This is a genomic window from Gammaproteobacteria bacterium (genome assembly GCA_013816845.1).
Lineage (GTDB): Bacteria > Pseudomonadota > Gammaproteobacteria > DSM-16500 > DSM-16500 > Aquicella.
The window spans coordinates 391,234-411,304 of record JACDDU010000002.1; the positions used below are offsets into that span (position 1 = coordinate 391,234).

Sequence of the window (20,071 nt, forward strand, 5' to 3'; positions counted from 1 at the left end):
TATATTTTAATAGGGCTATCTTACTATTTTTAGACCAAGTTTTGTAGCGAGTATCAAGGGGTAAGCTTATCCTTCTCTCACTTTGCCTCGCAGTGACTTCACTTTGGCATGGAGCTTTTTTTCCGATTTGAGACGAACCTTACTGGCATAGGTAGGCTTAGTTGCCCGTCTTTTCTTGGGCGAAATTGCAGCCTGAGAGAGAAGATCTTTTAAGCGGTCTAAGGCATCTTGCTTATTACGCGCCTGGGTTCGATGACGCGTGGCTTTAATAATAAGCTCACCCTGCAAAGTCATTTTTTTCCCTGCTAAGTTGATCAATCGACTCCGCGCTGCTTCTGTTAAATGAGGCGATTGAAAGACGTTAAACCTTAAAAGCACACCTGTTGCAACTTTATTAATATTTTGTCCGCCGGGACCCGGTGAGCGGATAAACGAAATGTGTATTTCAGATTCATGAATGACAATCGTGGAGGAAATTTCGATCATGCGCTTAATCTCAAGAAGTTACTGCATGCTAAGTTCTTTAACTTAGCATGCAGCTTTGTCCATAGCTATTTTTAAGATCGACCAGGTTTTTTACTGGGTTTATTCAGGGTGTCAAGAAAGGGAGGAATAATGTTGTTACAAATATCCCGATTAACATCATCAAGCAGCGCTTTATAGTATCTTTGTGCTTTACCTAAATCAAAAGGTTCAGCCTTAACTGCTTGATCCAAATTTTTCAACTTAGCGGCTGACGTATTAAACGAATCCTGGGATGATTGCGTAAGCAATTCGTTTAAGTCCTTATTAAAGCTGATCCAATCATCCTGGTTTGAATTTTTATCTGCCTGGAATCCTTTATAAATTTCGTAGAGACGTAAAGAATCTGCATTTTGCTGATCTTCTGCAAAGACAACTGCTTTATTCCACAGGGGTGGATGAGAAAAAAGTATTTGGGTTGTTGGATTTTGGGTTAGCTCTCGGATTTCATCGTCAGTCGGGGTGCTATGATTAGCATTTGAGTTTTCTTTGCGTTGGCCAGTGTTATTCACGCGCCCGGTATGAGTAAGATCATCGTTCTCATCGCCAACTGTGTCTTTCCCGGGAGATTTACCTTTTGTCTTCTTTGGTAATATCTTTTTAAACATGCATCACCTCGCTCATGGGCACTTCTTCTTATTATAAACTTTCTTTTTGCTTTATTACCGAAAATCATGCCGCATCTCATCACCCCTTCTAAAGCTAAGCGAATGAATACACAACCATTTAATTGGGAGCCTGAATTAATTTTAAAAAATGACCTAAGATGTTCAAATAATTCCCCGATCCTTAACGACCAATTGCATCCCTCCCTCAAAAAGACCTATGATGAGGGTAATCTTAATAGACTCAATGCGATGCCCTATGAAAAACGACAATCCTCATTCTCCCGACGAATTATCTTATCCTTCCAAAATTTTGATAGCAGAAGATGATGAAGCTATGCGTATGCTGTTAAGCACCGCGATTCTGGGGTGGGGTTATGAAGTTGTTGAGGCGAGTGATGGTGAAGAAGCATGGAAAATTATGCAATCACCAGAGGCACCTTCAATTTTGATTCTTGATTGGTTAATGCCAAAACTCAATGGCGTTGAATTATGCGAACGTATTCGTGCTTCTTTAGATTTTCATCCCTATATTATTTTCTTAACGCAAGTTTCAGGCGTTGAAAATATGATTAAAGGTTTAGAAGCCGGTGCCAATGAATTTTTATTAAAGCCTGTTAATTTTCAAGAATTACGTATTCGTGTTTTTGCTGGTTCTCGTATTGTTGAATGCTTGCAAGTGATTGATCAGCACAAAAAAGAGTTGGCAAAATGTTATGGCAAAATAGAAGAGTTGGAATTATTAGTGAAGCAATTGAAAGGGACCTAGCCCTATGGTTACGAAAATTGATAAAAATAGTTTAATTGATATGAATTTGATGCATTTAATCTTCGGGAATAATGCGCTAGGAATGCAGGATTTTTTGAAGATGCTTATTAAAACAGCAACCGAAAAGTTTGATCAAATCGCTCATGATGCTCTGGATCGGAATGCAGAAGCAGTTTTAAATTCCTTACACCAGTTAAAAGGCCCGGTTGGTAGTAGCGGGTTTATGAAGCTATATAAGTTATGTGAACATATGGAAGATCAAGTGAAAGATGCAGATTGGGAAAAGTTAAGTGTGACGCTTGATCATAGTAGGAAAATGGTTGATAAGTTAAATCATGAAATGATAAAGAAGTTTAATCGGTAGGATTTCTTACGTTTACACTGTTAGATGGGCCCCGTACCAAGAGCGCTTAAAAGCTTGGATTGCTAAATTTGCAACCCAAGTTTTTATTTTAAATCAGCGTCTTAAGTCGCTAACTTCTTGTATTTAATACGGTGCGGTTGTAAGGCTTTATCGCCTAAATTGCGTAAGCGGTCTTCCTCGTACTCAGTAAAGTTGCCGGTGAAGAAGGTGGTGGTGCTGTCGCCCTCAAAGGCTAAAATATGGGTTGCAACCCGATCTAAAAACCATCGATCATGAGAGATAATCATCGCACAACCGGGGAAATTCAGTATCGCTTCTTCTAGTGCACGTAAGGTTTCAACATCCAAATCATTAGTGGGTTCATCAAGCAATAACACATTGCCACCATGGCTAAGCAGCTTGGCTAAGTGCACCCGATTTCGTTCACCACCGGAAAGATCTTTAATAAATTTTTGTTGGTCAGTACCTTTAAAATTGAAGCGACCGACATAAGCGCGGGATGCCATTTGATAACCGTTGATCGTGATAACTTCTTGACCCCCGGAGATTTCTTCCCATACTGTTTTGCTGCCATTGAGTGCATCGCGGCTTTGATCGACGTAGGCTAACTTGACTGCATTACCAAGTCTAAAATCACCTGAGTCTGCTTCTTCATGACCATTCAAAATCTTAAACAACGTGGTTTTACCTGCGCCATTGGGGCCGATAATGCCAACCACGGCACCTTTGGGTAGATTAAAAGTTAAGTCATCGAACAAAATATTATCCCCAAATTTTTTGCTCAAATGATTTGCTTCAATGACAACATCGCCTAACATTGGGCCGGGTGGGATATAGAGTTCCTGGGTTTCGCAGCGTTTTTGAAATTCTTTCGAACTCATTTCTTCGAAGCGTGCTAAACGTGCTTTACTCTTAGCTTGTCGGCCTTTGGGATTAGTCCGTATCCATTCTAATTCTGCTTTAATTGCTTTCTGATGAGAAGATTGTTGACGCTCTTCTTGCTCCAAGCGTTTTTCTTTTTGCTCGAGCCAGGCTGAATAGTTACCTTCGTATGGGATGCCTTGGCCACGATCAAGCTCTAAAATCCAACCTGCAGCATTGTCTAAGAAATAGCGATCATGGGTAACTGCCACCACGGTGCCTGGATAATCATGCAAAAATCGCTCTAACCATCCTACACTTTCAGCATCCAAATGGTTAGTAGGTTCGTCTAAAAGGAGCATATCGGGTTTGGACAATAATAACCGACATAGAGCTACCCGCCGCCTTTCGCCCCCTGAAATTTTAGTTACATCAGCATCCCAGGGTGGAAGTCGTAATGCATCAGCTGCAATCTCTAGCTTCCGACCTACTTCCCAGCCACCCGCTGCATCAATGGCATGTTGGAGGTCGCCTTGTTCATTAAGTAATTTTGTCATTTCCTCATTGCTCATGGGTTCTGCAAATTTATCGCTGATTTCATCGAAACGCTGCAATAAATTGAAAGTCTCGATCATTCCTTCTTCGACATTGCCCCGTACGGTTTTTTCAGGATTCAGTTGAGGTTCTTGAGGAAGATAACCAATTTTAATATCCGCTTGGGGACGTGCCTCACCTATATATTCAGAGTCCAAACCCGCCATAATTTTCAAAAGTGTGGATTTTCCAGATCCGTTCAATCCTAAAACACCAATTTTGGCGCCAGGATAAAACGATAACCAAATGTTTTTTAATATTTCGCGTTTCGGAGGAACAACTTTGCCAACACCTTGCATCGTGAAAATATATTGCGCCATGAGAAATTCATCTAATCATTATATTAAGAAGGGCATCATTATCCTGGATATGGCACTAATCGCCAATAGCCATTTTGATTTATTTAAGTAAGGTTAAACATTGGTCTTGTCTAGGTAGCCTGCAATGACGTCTGGGAGGGTGCGCGTATCAATGGGTTTAGTAATATAGCCATCACAGCCTGCAGCTAATGTTTTTTCTTTATCCCCTTTCATGGCATAAGCGGTAATGGCGATGATAGGAATTGTCTTATATTTAGGCTTTGCTTTGAGAATGCTGGTTAATTCTAAACCATCCATGCCAGGCAATTGAATATCCATCAAAATAAGTTTGGGATCTAAAGTGTTTAAGAGTTGCAAGGCTTCTTCAGCATTGGTTGCAGTGTGAATTTCATAACCTTTTACCGTCAGCAGATATTCGACTAGCTTAAGATTAAGTGGGCTATCATCCACAATGAGTATGGTTTCACCAGTCATAAATCTGCTTTTCCCTGCATGTCATTAAAGTGTGTCTGGTTCCAAGCCTTCGTAAAAACAAGGAAGGATGGCGTAAAAAGTACTTCCTTTGCCAAAAGTACTTTTGACCCCAACCTCACCACCTTGTGCTTCAACAATTCGTTTAGTTAACGCCAATCCTAATCCCGTACCCGCATACATCTTTTTGGTGCTCGCATCGAGTTGTTGAAATTTGATAAACAATTTTTTCTGATCTTCTGCGTGAATGCCAATTCCTGTGTCTTCAACTTGTAATTGAAAAAAATCCGGTTTCGTATTACAAATGCTTACATTAACGCGTCCCCCCGGTGGAGTAAATTTTAAAGCATTCGAGACATAATTAAAAATAACTTGTTTAAGTTTATCAGGATCGACTTGCACAAAACGCAAAGCAGGATCGACTTCAGTCCGAATTTTGATATTTTTTTCTAAAATGAGTAAACGGAAATTATCAAGGATTTCATAAAGCATTTTGGAAAGATCAACTTTTTGAGCGTGAAATTCCATTTTACCCGCTTCGATTTTACTTAAATCCAATACGTCATTAATCAGAGATAATAATTGATTAGCGCTATAAATAATATCACCTAAAAATTCTTTGGATTTAGGAGAGCGGGGGTCAACTAATCCATCATAAAGTAATTTGGCAAAGCCAATGATGCCATTTAAAGGAGTGCGTAATTCATGCGAAACATTTGCTAAGAATTCACTTTTGAGATTACTTGCTTCTTGGGCTAATCGCGTTGATTTTTCCAATTCTTGGTTTTTAAGTTGCAATAAACGCTTGGATGCTTCGAGTTTATTCAAAAGTCGTAAGGCATTTTGAATGCCGGTTAAATCCCGTGCAATAGCTGTGTAACCCACCGCCTCACCTTGTTGATTTTTACGCAATGTCACGGTAACGAGTGCGGTAAAACGAGAGCCATCTTTACGAATACGTATCATTTCACCAGTCCATACACTACGTAATCTAACTTCGCTTAAAATAAACGGAAGTTTTTTCGCGGCAATATCTTCGGGAGTAAAAATAATCGTCGCATTTTTACCTAACACTTCACTTGCATCCCATCCATAAATTCTTTTGGCGCCAGCATTCCATGCAACAATAGTGCCTTGCAAATCTACGGCTGCGATAGAATATTCAGTTGAACTTTCAAGCACAGACTTCAGCAAATCAAGTTGTTCACTGATATCCAATTTTGAAAGACTAACACCATCTGTTGTTACAACCATACTATGTCTTCCTTACTTTTCCCGCAGTAATTTATACGCCGAGTTTCCATAAAGCATAAGGAACAGGTTCTGTTCTAATATGCTCAATAACACCTGAGCGTTGCATCTTCGTAAGAATTTTGCCATTTGGATATTTCAAAATTTGCTTTAGATCTTTGGCTTGAAAGTGGTTATTCCAATGCACCACGATAGGGTAGACTTTGTTGTTAGCTAAATAAGCTAAATCAATCATGCCTTGAGCTTTAATGTAAAAAGTTGAAAAATGACGGCTAAAATGTGTAATAACGCACGCAGTAACTAATTTCGCACTTAAAGCTAGATCATTTTGAATCGGGCTAATTTGCGTATTAAATACATCGTTCACAGGATTCAGCCAAGCTCGAACTGCATGAAAAATGAATGGATCAGTAAACATCAATTTGCGGGCTTTCTTTGGGGCTGCATCACGTTGATTTGCACCCAATGCAGATTGAATAAAGACAGCATCATATGTTGCCAAGAGTGTGATGTAATCTTGGATAGTTTTGGGATGCTCAATAGAGAGTTCGTGGGATAATTCATTCCATGTAATAGGCGAATCATAATGTTTAATCATAGCGTCAAAAATTTCTTGTAAGAAATTTTCATGGCGTCCATGTTTTAAGATTAATTTTTTTAATCTATGCATATAATTTTTCAATGTCGTATCTAATATTTTGCCGGACTTTGCCATGTCGTTAATTGCATTTAAATTGCCACCATGCAGTAAGTATTGATTGAATTCTTCGAGAAGGTTAATTTGCTCTATTTCTTTATTTGGATTTTTAAGGAGAACTACTTCATGAAAGCTAAGTGAAGTAAGATGAATATTATATTGATAAAGGGTCGCAAATAATTGTTTAGCTTTTGCTGTAATGGAATAGTCAACGTCTGCGACAACTAAGACAACTTGTTGTAAAAGATTATTATTAAGACATTCATTAATGGCTTTATCCCAGTCAGATAAGGCGCTTGCATCATCCAAAAATACATAATGTAATAGCGCAGATTGGGAAGTGTCTAAGCTATTTTTTAATACGCGTACAAGTGCAGCCGTATCTTTCATATCAGCAAGGGAAAAATAAGAATAACGCGCTTGCTTATTAACTTTTACAGTTTGCATCCACAATTTTAACAAAGTTGTTTTACCGCTCATGATGCCGCCCGTAAGCGTATAGAATCCCGGGAATGTGGGTAAGGGAAAAATTTTATCCGTAGCATAAACATGCGCAAGTCCACCCAATTTTGCTAAATCTAAATCGGATGCGTCATTTTGCTCAGTCGTTTTAGGTGCCACAATCTCAGTTTCCATTCCTCTATTATAAATTTTTTACCCGTTAAATAGGGGGACTGACTAAATTTATTCATTGAATGTCCCTTTAGAAGCTAGCAAAAAAAACTTCTTTCTAACCCCCTCATTTCACATGCAATTTCTCCGTCATTTGGAATGCTTAAAAAGCACCATACTTATTTCAAGAAATAGAAAAGAAAGATGTTTAATTTTAGGACAATTTAGGGGTAACAAAATGAGTAGGAAATGGACATCATTAATCGCGCAGTTTGATCGTCTGGATGGTTCCAAGCTGGCTTTCTTCAAAACGTTGGGGTCAATGTTTTTGAAGAAATCGGGAGTTTTGGTGTTAACCCTTTCAATGGTCCTTACGAGTTTCTCAACTTCCGTGCTTGCTAATCCACAAGGTGGTCAAATCGAAGCAGGTAATGTGAGCATGTCAACACCTGCAGCTAATACGTTACAAATTAATCAAACGAGCCAATCTGCAATTATTAATTGGCAAACTTTTAATATTAATGCCCATGAAACTACGCACTTCCAACAACCTCAAGGCGGTGTCACTTTAAATCGGGTCAACCCAATGCAAGGGGCATCAGAAATTTACGGACATTTAACGGCAACCGGCCGCATTATTTTGGTCAACCCCGCTGGTATTTATTTCGGTCCCAATTCATTTGTGAATGTGGGTAGTTTGATTGCCTCAACAACTGATATTAGTAGTCAGAATTTTTTAGCAGGGCAATATATTTTTAATCAAACATCATCCTATGCGGGTCAAATCGTCAATGCAGGGACCATCATCGCAAGAGATCATGGTTTGATTGCTTTAGTCGGTGGTAGTGTTTCAAATTCAGGTCATATCGAAGCAAATATGGGCACCATTGCCCTTGGTTCGGGTAGTAAATTTACCCTCGACTTATCCGGTGACCAACTCATTAGCTTTACAGTTGATGAGCAAACCATTCATGCAAATCGTAACTCCGATGGTTCTTTAAAACACGGGGTGAGTAACACGGGGATGATTCGTGCAGATGGTGGCAAAGTTTTGATTACGGCGAAAGCTGCGCAAGGCGTTTTAGATCGAGTTATTAATTTAGAAGGGGTTGTTCAAGCGAAATCCGTCAGCATGCGAAATGGCGAAATTATTTTATCAGGGGATCCTTCTAGCGGCGTGGTCCGTGTTGCTGCGAATGTTAATGCTTCAGGTAAATCTGCAGCTCAACGAGGCGGTAAAATTAATGTCACAGGTCATAATATTTTAATCGATAACGGTGCAACCCTTGATGTCAGCGGTGATCTCGCTGGGGGTGAAATTTTAATTGGCGGCAACTATCTCGGCAAAGGTCCTTTGCCTAATGCCAATGCAACGGTCATTGCTACGAACACGCGTTTAATTGCAGATGCATTACACCATGGTGATGGCGGTACGGTTATTGTTTGGTCCAATGAATTAACCAAATTTTATGGTGAAATCTTTGCGCGTGCCGGACAAGAAGGTGGAAATGGTGGTTTTGTTGAAACTTCGAGTAAAAATAATTTAGAAGCCATGGGCTCAGTTAGCGCGAGCGCGCCAGCAGGTCAAGCTGGTTTATGGTTGCTTGATCCATCGAATGTAACCATTTCAGCTGCAGCGACTGTGAATGGTAGCTTTGATGGCGCCTCACCCAATGTATTTACCACCACTGCCAATAATGCGGTGGCCAACGTTGCAACCATTGTTGCTTCTTTAAATTCAGGAACAAGTGTCACGATCTTAACAACCCCTGGTGGTACGCAAACGGGCAACATTACGATTACCGATGCCATTGTTAAATCAGCATTGAATACACCCACGTTAACCTTGACTGCAGTGGGTGCAATTATTGCAAATAATAATATTACTTCAACGCTAGGTGGACTGAACGTTGTCTTTAATAGTGATAGCGTCACATTGGGAAGTACGGCAAATTCTGTCATTACCACCAATGGTGGTAATTTCACAGCTAATACGGCCAACGCTTTTGCAATGGGCACGGGTGCCATTACTGGCACGATCAATACTGGATCAGGCACGGTCGCAATTAACGCCAATCAAGATGGACTAAGTTCTCAAGGCTTCGCCATGGGTGCAAATAGTTCGATCGTAACAACCAATACAACGGCTTCAGCCATTGCTATTAACGTTAATGCTGCTGCAGGTGGTGGCACGGGTACTGCTGTTTTACGTTCTATGACCACAGGCAATGGGGGCACGATTACCGTTGCAACGAATACGGGCGGTAATATAACAGGCGGCAGTATTACGATGGGAGGCGGCATTTTAAATGTCGGTTCGGGCACGATCAATCTCACGACTTCACAAGCAGCCGCACGCGCCATTGGGGCGGTAGCAACGCCTATTCCCATTATTGCAGGTACGTTAAATGCGACAACCGGAAGCAGCGGTATTTTTATAAACAATACGGGTACCACAGGATTAGATTTAGGAACCATCAATAGTACTGCAGGGTTAACCTTAACCTCGCTTGGAAGTTCAAGCATTACAAATAGTGGGATTTTAACTTTACCCGGAACGCTTACGATTGCAGCCGGTGCAACGCAAGATATAACTTTAAATAATGCAGCAAATAATTTGGGTACATTGACAGTAACGAGTGGACGCAATGTCAGTGTTACAGATACAAACGCGTTAATTCTCGGTGCATCAACGATTAGTGGTACGTTAGATGTTATCACTAATGGTGCGTTAACTCAGACCGGTGCTCTTGCTGTAACTGGCTTAACAACGCTTACTGCTGGTGCTGCGAATAGTATTACGCTCAGCAATGCTAGCAATAATTTCTCATCGCTTAGTATTCTCAGTGGAAATGTTGTTAGTCTACGTGATGCCAATGCTTTAGTTTTAGCAGCCCTAACGACGGCCGGTAATTTAACCGTGCAAACTGGTGGCGCATTAACGCAATCAGGCGTGATCACTTCGCCTGGCATCGCAACCCTCATCGCAGGGGCAGGCAATGATATTACGCTGACTAATGGTGCGAATAACTTTGCAACCGTTGCGGTCACAAGTGGTAATAATGTTGCCTTAACCGATACGAATGCTTTAATTCTCGGTGCATCAACGATTAGTGGTGCGTTAGATGTCATCACCAATGGTGCGTTAACGCAGAGTGGTGCACTTGCTATTACGGGTTTAACAACCTTAGCAGCTGGAGTTGCTAATAATATTACCCTCAATACGTCAACTAATAATTTCTCAACCATTAAAGTCGTAAGTGGCAATGTTGTTAATTTACGTGATGCCAATGCCCTCATTTTCGATGCGATTGCGGCTAACAGTTTAACCATCCAAACTGCAGGTGCACTTACTCAATCAGGAATTATTACCGTACCAGGCACCACAACCTTAATAGCAGGCGCTACGAATAATATCACTTTAACCAATGCAGCAAATGATTTTGGCACGGTAGCAGTAACCAGTGGTCTTAATGTAGCTTTAACGGATGCTAATGCTTTAAGTCTGGGTGCATCCACGGTTAGTGGTACATTAGACATCATAACCAATGGGGCCTTAACACAAAGTGGAGCAGTCGTTGTTACAGGTATCACTACCGTTAATTCTACTTTAAACAATGTTGTGCTAACTACGGCTACAAATAACTTTGCTACGTTTACGGTAACGAGTGGTAATAATGTCAGTGTTACTGATGCAGGTACTTTGATTTTAGGTGCATCGACCATTAGCGGCACGTTAAATGTTATTACCAATGGTGCGTTAACTCAGACGGGTCCACTCGCTGTGACTGGCTTAACGACCTTAACCGCTGGAGCTGCCAATAGTATTACGCTCAGTAACGCTAGCAATGATTTTTCATCGCTTAGTATTATCAGTGGAAATGTTGTTAGCCTACGCGATGTTAATGCTTTAGTTTTAGCAGCGCTTACGACCGCCGGTAGTTTAACCGTGCAAACTGGTGGCGCATTAACACAATCAGGCGTGATTACGTCTCCTGGCACCACCACCCTTATTGCAGGTGTTAACAATATCGTTTTAACGAATGCTAATAATTTTGGCACCGTCGCCGTAACGAGTGGCGATAATGTTTCATTAACGGATACGAATGCGCTAATTCTTGGTGCATCAACAATTAGTGGCACATTGAACGTTGTAACCAATGGTGCATTAACTCAGACTGGTGCTCTTGCCGTAACTGGCTTAACAACGCTTACTGCTGGTGCTGCGAATAGTATTACGCTCAGCAATGCTAGCAATGATTTTTCATCACTTAGCATTATCAGTGGCAATGTTGTTAGTCTACGTGATGTCAATGCTTTAGTTTTAGCAGCGCTCACCACGGCCGGTAGTTTAACAGTACAAACCGGTGGCGCCTTAACGCAATCAGGCGTGATTACATCACCTGGCACCACAACACTCATCGCAGGAGTAGCTGATATTACGCTGACTAATGCTACGAATAACTTTGCAACCGTGGCTGTCACAAGTGGTAATAATGTTGCTTTAACCGATACGAATGCGTTAATTCTCGGTGCATCAACGATTAGTGGTACGTTAGATGTCATCACCAATGGTGCGTTAACGCAAAGTGGTACACTTGCTATTACTGGTTTAACAACGTTAGCCGCTGGCCTTGCTAACAATATTACCCTCAACACTGCAACTAATAATTTTTCAACCGTTAAAGTAGTAAGTGGCAATGTCGTTAATTTACGTGATGCAAATGCACTCATTTTAGATGCGATTGCGGCTAACAGTTTAACCGTACAAACTGCAGGTGCCCTAACTCAATCGGGAGTCATTAGCGTACCGGGTACAACGACCTTAATAGCAGGGGCTACGAATAATATTACTTTAACCAATGCAGCAAATGATTTTGGCACGGTAGCAGTGACCAGTGGTCTTAATGTTGCTTTAACGGATGCTAATGCTTTAAGTCTCGGTGCATCCACGGTTAGTGGCACATTAGATGTCATCACCAATGGAGCCTTAACACAAAGTGGAGCACTTAGTATCACTGGATTAACAACACTTCAAGCGAATTTAAATAATATTACTTTAAATAATGCAGCCAACAACTTTAGTACGGTAACCGTAAACAGTGCAAGTGATATCAATTTACGTGATACCAACGGCATTATTCTAGGCAGCATGAACCCCACGGGCTCGCTTATCGTAACAGCTGGGGCTGCGATCACCCAATCAGGAACGCTAACTGGCACTTCCCTCATTGCTAAAACGCTCAATAATGCAGGAATGGCAATTACACTTAATGATTTCACCAATAATTTTTCCACGATTGATTTAAGATCGCGCAATGCAGCGGATACGACGAATGCTGCGGGTGTCCTTTCATACAATAGTGCAAACGGCTTTGATATTAGTACAATTGCAACAACCAATGCCATTAATTTAAATGCGGGTGAGGCGATCACTCAAACGGGTTCCATTCTAGGAACTACTCTAACTGCCAAAACCCTCAAAGATGGCGGGGCAAGCATCACATTGAATAATCCAGCTAATTCCCTAACTACGCTTAACTTACAAAGTCGAAATGCTGCCGATACTATAAATGAAGCGGGCAATATTAGCTTCAGCGATGTTAGTGGTATTGCTATTGGCAGAATTGCAACAACGGCGCTTGCTAATGTGACAGCAACAACCATAACGCAAACAGGCATTATTGAGGCGCAAGAACTCATTGCTTTAACATTAAATAACGCAAGCGGGGCGATCACTTTAACGAATACCGGTAATGAAGTTTCGACTGTCGATTTACGCGCGCGTAATGCGACTAATACTGCGAATGCAGCGGGTGCAATTTCCTACATTGATGCAAGTGGGTTTGATGTTGCTGCCGTTCAAACAACAGGTGCAGTCACTTTACGAGGTAATAATGCGATTACTCAAAGTGGCGTTATGTCAGGTTCAACCTTAACAGCTTCAACGTTCAATAATGTTGGTGCAGATATTACTTTTAATTTAGCTAATGCATTTACAACCCTTAACTTACAATCCAGAAACGTTGCTAATAATGCTAATACTGCGGGTGTATTAATTTATCAAGATGTGAATGCGCTTGCTGTTGCAGCATTGCAGACACTTTCAAACGCAACCGTAATAACGGGCGGAGCGATAACTAATACAGGCGCACTCATTGTTGGGGATACGCTTACAACATCCAGCGTTGGAGGGACTATCCTTAGCTTTGCAACGAATCAAATTAATAAGTTTAATGCAACGAATAGTGGTAGCGGAGCCATAACGTTAGTTAATACTGCCGCACCGCTTACGATTACGGGTCTTAATCAAAGCGGTGGCGGGGCTGTGACGATTACTAATATTGGCACCTTAGCGGTGGATGATGGTGTAACCATCAATTCTGGTGATGCGCCTTTAGCTATTACTGCAACAGATCTTAATCTGAATACCACAGGTGCTTTAAACAGTGGTAATGGAGCGCTTACTCTTACGCAGAATACTATTGGAGGAAGTATTGGATTAGGCAATGCATCCGGAACCATGAGTATCAGTGGCAATGAATTACAACGGATGTCGGCTGGCACCTTCAATTTAAATACCGCATCAAATGGCTTTATCCTTGTTGATGGTGTAAGTGTTGCCGATAGTAGCCAGATTGCAGGATTGACAACCCTTACGGCGACTGTTGGCACATTAGGATATGTTAATTTTATAAATAACCCAGTTAGCTTCAAAGCTCTAACAGTGAATACAGATGACGGTATTCTTGTAGGAACGGGTGCAAGTCTAACAACAAGTACGGGTAATCTTACCTTAAATGCAAATGTAAATGGCGCTGCGGGTACAAATGACACGTTAGCGTTGAATGCTGATTTAACTGCCACAGGCAGTATGAGTCTAAGTGCAGCGCAGGGCGGCATTGTTTTAGGTCAACCTGTTAATTTAACTTCGAATGGGCTGACCATTAATGATGCTGTAAGCGGTCCTCATTCTCTTAATGTTAATGCAGGAACAGGTATTGCACGCTTTAATGATACCGTTAATGTATCTAATTTAAATGTTCAAGCAAATTCAATTGCAATCAATGCATCGAGCATCACGACAACTTTAGATCAAGTGTATGGTGCAGTTGTAACACTTGGTAACAATCTTACGATGCTCGGTCGCAATATTAGTCTTCAAGGTGGTGTATTAGGAGACCGCAACTTAACCTTGAATGGACAGCCGGGCGATAATATCTTTAATTTAGCCGGTTCTTATGCGCTTAATCAACTTACCGTAACGGGTAGTGGCAATGGTGTGAATACGTTAGCCATTGATAGCGTTAGCAGTGAACGTTGGGATATTACCGGTGCAAATCAAGGTAACATCATGGTAACGGGTATTAATGATGCAAGCTTTATCAATGTAGGTCATTTAATCGGTGGGACAAAGGGTAACACTTTCGTTCTTAATGATGGGGCAAGCTTAAGCGGGGCTATTGACGGTAATGAGCTTAATGCAGTGAATACCATCGATTACTCGCATTATTTAGATCCCTTAGGGACATTTCTAGCTAACCTCTTTTATTCAGGCGATGTAGCAAATAATTCGGGTACTGTCATCACCCATTTTTTAAATATTAATAATTTGATTGGTAATCCCGGAAGTACACTTTATTTGCCAACTAAATTAAATTCACTACACATTAGTAGTCCGAATAGTGGTTTTGTAAGCGATCCTTTAAACTTCAGTGGCTTCACTTCATTTGCTACCAGTAATAGCAATGACCCGGTTATTTTTATTGCACCAGCAGTCTATGATTTTGCAACCAATCAATTACGAGTTGATGGTGTGCTTGTATCAATGAACGGATTTAATCCAAGTCGTTTTAGTGGCAATATTACTTATGGTAACGTGCCAGTTCCTCCCGTTCCGTCCATACCCAATTTTGTCAATCTTGATATTGCCAACGTCATTACACCATTTGATACGAATATCAATCCAATGCAGTTAGTAAATAATACTAATGTCACGATTACCAATCATGTTGCCGATTCAGTATCGGGGACTTCTCTTGTCTTTACTGGTCGCGAAGACGCTGTAGGAAGCAGTGCCTTATCACCAGCTGCACAATCTATACGTTATCTCCATAACTTGTTTAATCCAAATGGAGTGACATTGACAGACAGAAGCACGTTAGGATTCGGCGAGGTAGGGTACAGTAAAATATTAAATATTGCTGAGCATTTAAAAACAGCGATTGAAGCACCGACCTTTAGCATGATCATTTTCATGATGATTGCCTTTAGCTTAGGAATGAATATGCTCCTACGCAAAGAAAAATTAATAGAGTTAACTGAAGTTGATTCACGAACTAATGGATATCAGGGTAGTCTTCCTAATATGTCGTTTAAATTACGCAGTGCCCTCGATAGCATTATTGGATTTAGTGAATTAATTTATTATGGGGATCTCGGGGCTATTTCTGATAGACAAAAAGAAATGTTAGGTTATGTCTTAGTCGAATCGAAAAATATGCTAACTCATCTCACGCAAACTGAAGCGCTTAACTCAATGGAAGAATCTGTAGAAGAAAGATCATTTGCTCAACGAACGATGCTGAACAGCATCATTGGTTTTGCCAAGTTAATTGATGAGGATGATGTAGATTCGATTTCCAGCATCCAAAAGGATTTCCTTCGTGATGTAATAGCAGGCTCGCAAAACATTTTAAAAATCATTCCTGCTAATTAAATTTACGATGATTTTATGAACGAATAAATAATCCATTTCAATTATTATTGTAAAATATCATAACATGATGTAGTTCAATCTTTGTTTGCAGTATTAAATCTTAATAAGCCGTCCTGTTAGCGTTTAAAACGATATTTATCCTCATGATGTTTTCAAATGCAGATCATCTTGATTTATTTTCTTTTACTTGCCGAAAAAAAGATCGGCTAAGCTAGCTTTATTTTTCATTGAGTATGAGTTTAAAGTAAATTTGGATTCATTGAGAGTCAAAGAAACTAAGGTAGTAAGTTATTTCTAGGTAATCTCTCTTAATAAAAAATTCCAAATTTTACAAAGAAAATAATTTTGATTTAACAGTTAAGCTTAAGTTTGAGTCAATTTATTATTTATTAATTGTAAAGCTTTGGTTGATTTTCAACCAGGGTGACTGAAAGATTACTTGGCGTATCGACAGTCACTTTAAAACAGCCAAATACCTGGTAACCTTCTTTAAAACATTTGATTGTATTGCTTATATCTACATTTTTATCTTCGCCAGTTAAGGTTGTATTAAAAGAATCATTGGCAAAATTAAAATTGGATTCCTGCGGTAAAAAAATAGAAGTTTGGGATGAATTTAAACTCTCAGTTTGATTGAAAACATCCTCAGTTGTTGTAACACTTAGGCTCGATGAGTCAGTGGCTATTTTAGAAGTCTGCTGTGCAAGAGACTGAAATAACACGGTAACATTTTCATTTGTAAGGAGGGAAGGTGTCTTGGGTGCAGAGATTGATAAAGTATCTTCTTTACGCGGGACGATTTTTTTGTTTAAGTATTTTAAAATAATCCCTTCAAAAAAGTCAATATGGGTTGCATCTGAAAAGTTAAAACGAACATGCGTTGAGTCAAATTTAGTAGTGTAACTCAATTTGATCTCATCCCTGAGAGAGGATTTATAGATACTATTGCCCAATGCATTTTTTAATAGATCTCTTAGCTGATTTGCTTCATTTAACAAGACTGGAATTTCAAATTTAAATTCCATAACTGCACTCTGTTTATCGTCATTTCTCTCTAACTTATAAGTAATTTTATCCCAGTTAATTGTAAGTGCTGACTTTTTGGGACGTTTCATTTCAGTTTCAATTTCCATATAATCCTTATTGGCGGGCTCAGATGAAGCGTATAGAAATTCTATTTCTGTAGCTTGTTGTGGATATGCTTTTAACTTTGCATCCACATCTGCAATGTTAATTTTCTTTGAAACTAAAACATGCAGCTCGTTCAATTGAATTGAGAAAGAAAATCCTTCGTTTACTTCTGGGTATAAGTTGGTTAATTTGGAGTATACATTATTTCCCATAACTACCATTTGTGCATTAGTAATAAAGCCTTGCAGTTTAAATATAAGTAGCCCACTGTGTCGATTTGAATCTTTTGGTGAAAAAATCCTGTAGGTTACATCGTTCCAATTAAATCGTTTCTTCGTTCTAATCTGCTTTTTAGGCTTATTAAGTTGATTGAGTAATCGTAGCAATTGATTTGCTGGGAGCGATTCATTTTTTCTGCATCCTAAAATCAATGCGTTGTCTTTTGTAATTAATTCAAATATGTAAAAATTTGGTGTAGTTTTTGTACGTTTAGTAATTTCATTACTTAAAAACTTTTTAAAAGCTAAGAGCGTGGAGCAAGTTGCATGCGTGCCGGGGGAGACTAATATTTCAAGTGAATATTTTTCTGTGCTTGGCGGCATAAAAACGAAGCAAAATTTCTCGCCGATAATGGGATCAAACTTCACTGCATCTAAATTTGAAGATAGATGATTTTCATTAGTTGTATTGCGTAGGTGCATAGTATGGACTCATTAATTTTCTTTATTCTAAAGACTTAAGCTTAAGGTTAAGTTAAATGTGTGTAATTATTCCTTTTGCTGATAAATTATATTGGGTACTTTTAATATCGATATAGAGCACTTGAAATTTCTTCACCAAAATTAGGTTATTCGATTACCTATTGTAGGCTCTAGGTTTTGGTTTTCCTCTACTGTTATGGTGTAATTGTTTGAATTATCGAAATTTAGCTTAAAACAGCCGAACACCAAGTAATTGGGTAGAACTTGGTTAAAAGGATCATCTTCAACGTTTAGGTTTGAGTGAGGAGCACGAGTGTCATTCGCTCGCGGTAAAATCACTGTAGTTGGCGCTACGTTTAAATGATCAATTCGATTATGAGACTTAGATATTGCTGAATGATTGGAAACCGTAGGCGCTGTTACTTTAAAAATTTGTGCTGTGCTGGATTGTGAAAATATCTCACTATTTTCATTTACGATTGGCAAATCAGTAGTTTTACTCAAGGTTTTTGTTGGCAGCGTATTATTATTTTGATTACCTCTTTTTTGTTTTAAGTAATTTTGCATGTGCCGATCAATGGCATCAGTGAGCTCATTTACAAATGTAAAATCTATTTTGTCAACTCCAAGTCGTGACTTGCATTCCCATTTTTTTATCACCCGTCCTTTTTCCATTTTTGCATACAAGTATTGATATATATTATTTCTTATCTTCCCTATTTCCTCTTTTGAAACTTGATTGGCATATTTAACTTCCATAACTGTATTAACTGTATTACCTTCAATATGCTCCCCATTGGTTATTATGTTATAGGTAATTTTATTCCAATCTATGGATAATTTCGAAGGTGGATTGCAAATAGAGCTCCCGTTACTGAGATTATTTATAAAATCGAAGAAATCAATCGCTCGAAGTTTTACATTCTGCAAACAAACTAAAAACACTTCATTATCGTAAAATGATACAGTAAACGGTTTTACAGATTCATATGAATCTCGCAACTGTTTGTTTAATACAGCCTTCAACCCTTTTCCTTGTATTCCCCGCATTGAGGTCACTTTAATACGAAGGGGATGGGTCCCTGAAGGATCACGAATGAAATCAAATTTATATTTTCTTCCAGTAATAGTTTGATTATCAATTTCATCGAAATTGCGATCTTCACGGGTGGGTCTAAAATTATTACGAGCTTGCATATTAAGTACCTTTCATTTTCAGCTATTCAACTTAAAATCACTATCGGATCTATTTTACAAAGTCATATTTTAACCCAACTAACTTAAGGCCATGTTATGGGCACCTAGCCTGCAAGTATTTATATGTTCCTCTTTATATTTATATTTTTAAAATAGCTTAAAAATAGCTTAAATCTTTCTTTTCAGACTTCTTTTCAAATGCTATTCTTCTCTATCAATTAGTTCGGTCCAGTTAATGGAAATCCATGAAAGCGCTTAAACTTAATAATCATTTGGTTGCGTTAGTTCATCTTTTAAATGATGGCCAATTTCATGATGGTACAACGATGGGTCGTGAGTTGAAGATGACTCGGAGTGCAGTTTGGAAATTAATTAAAAAACTTCAACATTATGGGGTCTCCGTTCAATCTTTGAAGGGAAGAGGTTATGCTTTAGCCGAGCCGCTGCAATTACTGAATAAAAAAATAATTAAAAAAAATATCTCCGAAAAAGTTGATATTGAAATTTTTGAAACACTTGATTCAACTAATAATTATTTAAGAAATTTTTTTAATCATACCAGTCCAAAAATTTGTTTAGCAGAAGTTCAAACAGCTGGCAAAGGTAGACTCCATCGGCATTGGCATTCTCCCTTCGGTGAAAACATTTATTTTTCTTGTTTATATCCTTTCAAACGAGATTTAAGTGAAATGGCGGGCTTAAGTTTAGTGGTTAGTTTAGCGATTGTTGAGTCATTAAAATTTCTACATTTGCCATACGCCAATCAAGTTAAATGGCCCAATGATATTTTATATGAAGGAAGAAAATTAGCGGGAATTCTCATAGAACTTCAAGCTGAAGCTCATGGTGCTTGTCATGTTATTATCGGTATCGGATTGAATGTTAATATGTCCGAAAAGGAAGGCCAATGTATTGAGCAACCCTGGACCTCTTTAAAAGCCATCACAGGACAATATATTGATCGTAATCTACTAGCTGCTCGACTAATTACGCAACTTTTTGCTCATTTAAAACATTTCGAACAAATTGGTTTTACGGATTTTATGCCTGCTTGGCATGCAGTTGATTATCTCCGTAATAAAGATGTGACTTTAAATTATATGCATCAAACAATTAAAGGGCATGTAAAAGGTATTGATAAGCAGGGACATTTAATTATGGAATCCGTTGATGGAACCTTACAAACCTATTCCGCAGGCGACACCTCCCTGATTAAGACGACTTATGCTTGAAAAGGATTAACATCAGAGAATCATG

At 39.2% G+C, this 20,071-nt stretch carries 12 protein-coding genes; 4 read left to right on the top strand and 8 right to left on the bottom strand.

The window, feature by feature from the left end; genetic code table 11:
* Positions 1–66 precede the first annotated feature (66 nt).
* Positions 67–486, bottom strand: a complete 420-nt coding sequence (gene arfB, locus H0W64_05460; GenBank protein ID MBA3661150.1) for an aminoacyl-tRNA hydrolase — start codon at positions 484–486, stop codon at positions 67–69.
* A gap of 71 nt (positions 487–557) precedes the next feature.
* Entirely contained in the window at positions 558–1,130 is a 573-nt protein-coding gene (locus tag H0W64_05465) for a hypothetical protein (GenBank protein ID MBA3661151.1), read from the bottom strand.
* A 256-nt stretch (positions 1,131–1,386) separates the two neighbouring features.
* On the opposite strand from H0W64_05465, the gene H0W64_05470 reads away from it, so the two are divergent.
* Both H0W64_05470 and H0W64_05475 read left to right on the top strand, forming a co-directional pair.
* The gene (locus H0W64_05470; protein MBA3661152.1) at positions 1,387–1,896 is read left to right on the top strand and encodes a response regulator transcription factor; all 510 of its coding nucleotides are present in this window, start codon (positions 1,387–1,389) and stop codon (positions 1,894–1,896) included.
* Between the two features lie 4 nt (positions 1,897–1,900).
* Complete coding sequence (locus tag H0W64_05475) at positions 1,901–2,260, top strand: Hpt domain-containing protein (GenBank protein ID MBA3661153.1); 360 nt, start codon at positions 1,901–1,903, stop codon at positions 2,258–2,260.
* Between the two features lie 101 nt (positions 2,261–2,361).
* Here the strand turns inward: H0W64_05475 and ettA are convergent, their stop codons facing one another.
* The 4 genes from ettA to H0W64_05495 all read right to left on the bottom strand — a co-directional run bounded on the left by ettA (position 2,362) and on the right by H0W64_05495 (position 7,075).
* Positions 2,362–4,035, bottom strand: coding sequence for an energy-dependent translational throttle protein EttA (gene ettA, locus H0W64_05480; protein MBA3661154.1), 1,674 nt, complete (start codon positions 4,033–4,035; stop codon positions 2,362–2,364).
* 93 nt (positions 4,036–4,128) lie between these two features.
* A complete protein-coding gene (locus tag H0W64_05485; protein ID MBA3661155.1) occupies positions 4,129–4,509 on the bottom strand; it encodes a response regulator in 381 nt (126 codons plus the stop codon).
* 24 nt (positions 4,510–4,533) lie between these two features.
* Entirely contained in the window at positions 4,534–5,760 is a 1,227-nt protein-coding gene (locus H0W64_05490) for a PAS domain-containing sensor histidine kinase (protein MBA3661156.1), read from the bottom strand.
* Positions 5,761–5,791: 31 nt separating this feature from the next.
* A complete protein-coding gene (locus H0W64_05495) occupies positions 5,792–7,075 on the bottom strand; it encodes an ATP-binding protein (GenBank protein ID MBA3661157.1) in 1,284 nt (427 codons plus the stop codon).
* Between the two features lie 229 nt (positions 7,076–7,304).
* Here H0W64_05495 and H0W64_05500 point away from each other — a divergent pair, with 229 nt between their 5' ends.
* Positions 7,305–15,785, top strand: coding sequence for a filamentous hemagglutinin N-terminal domain-containing protein (locus tag H0W64_05500; GenBank protein MBA3661158.1), 8,481 nt, complete (start codon positions 7,305–7,307; stop codon positions 15,783–15,785).
* A 389-nt stretch (positions 15,786–16,174) separates the two neighbouring features.
* On the opposite strand, the gene H0W64_05505 is transcribed toward H0W64_05500, so the two are convergent.
* Positions 16,175–17,347, bottom strand: a complete 1,173-nt coding sequence (locus H0W64_05505) for a hypothetical protein (protein ID MBA3661159.1) — start codon at positions 17,345–17,347, stop codon at positions 16,175–16,177.
* A gap of 411 nt (positions 17,348–17,758) precedes the next feature.
* Entirely contained in the window at positions 17,759–18,814 is a 1,056-nt protein-coding gene (locus H0W64_05510; protein MBA3661160.1) for a hypothetical protein, read from the bottom strand.
* A gap of 245 nt (positions 18,815–19,059) precedes the next feature.
* On the opposite strand from H0W64_05510, the gene birA reads away from it, so the two are divergent.
* Complete coding sequence (gene birA / locus H0W64_05515; protein ID MBA3661161.1) at positions 19,060–20,046, top strand: bifunctional biotin--[acetyl-CoA-carboxylase] ligase/biotin operon repressor BirA; 987 nt, start codon at positions 19,060–19,062, stop codon at positions 20,044–20,046.
* The last annotated feature ends 25 nt before the right edge of the window (positions 20,047–20,071 follow it).

Bases quoted from the DNA above. Each gene is read 5' to 3' on its own strand.
- arfB (MBA3661150.1), bottom strand. From the start codon at position 486: ATGATCGAAATTTCCTCCACGATTGTCATTCATGAATCTGAAATACAC.
- H0W64_05465 (MBA3661151.1), bottom strand. From the start codon at position 1,130: ATGTTTAAAAAGATATTACCAAAGAAGACAAAAGGTAAATCTCCCGGG.
- H0W64_05470 (MBA3661152.1), top strand. From the start codon at position 1,387: ATGAAAAACGACAATCCTCATTCTCCCGACGAATTATCTTATCCTTCC.
- H0W64_05475 (MBA3661153.1), top strand. From the start codon at position 1,901: ATGGTTACGAAAATTGATAAAAATAGTTTAATTGATATGAATTTGATG.
- ettA (MBA3661154.1), bottom strand. From the start codon at position 4,035: ATGGCGCAATATATTTTCACGATGCAAGGTGTTGGCAAAGTTGTTCCT.
- H0W64_05485 (MBA3661155.1), bottom strand. From the start codon at position 4,509: ATGACTGGTGAAACCATACTCATTGTGGATGATAGCCCACTTAATCTT.
- H0W64_05490 (MBA3661156.1), bottom strand. From the start codon at position 5,760: ATGGTTGTAACAACAGATGGTGTTAGTCTTTCAAAATTGGATATCAGT.
- H0W64_05500 (MBA3661158.1), top strand. From the start codon at position 7,305: ATGAGTAGGAAATGGACATCATTAATCGCGCAGTTTGATCGTCTGGAT.
- H0W64_05510 (MBA3661160.1), bottom strand. From the start codon at position 18,814: ATGCAAGCTCGTAATAATTTTAGACCCACCCGTGAAGATCGCAATTTC.
- birA (MBA3661161.1), top strand. From the start codon at position 19,060: ATGAAAGCGCTTAAACTTAATAATCATTTGGTTGCGTTAGTTCATCTT.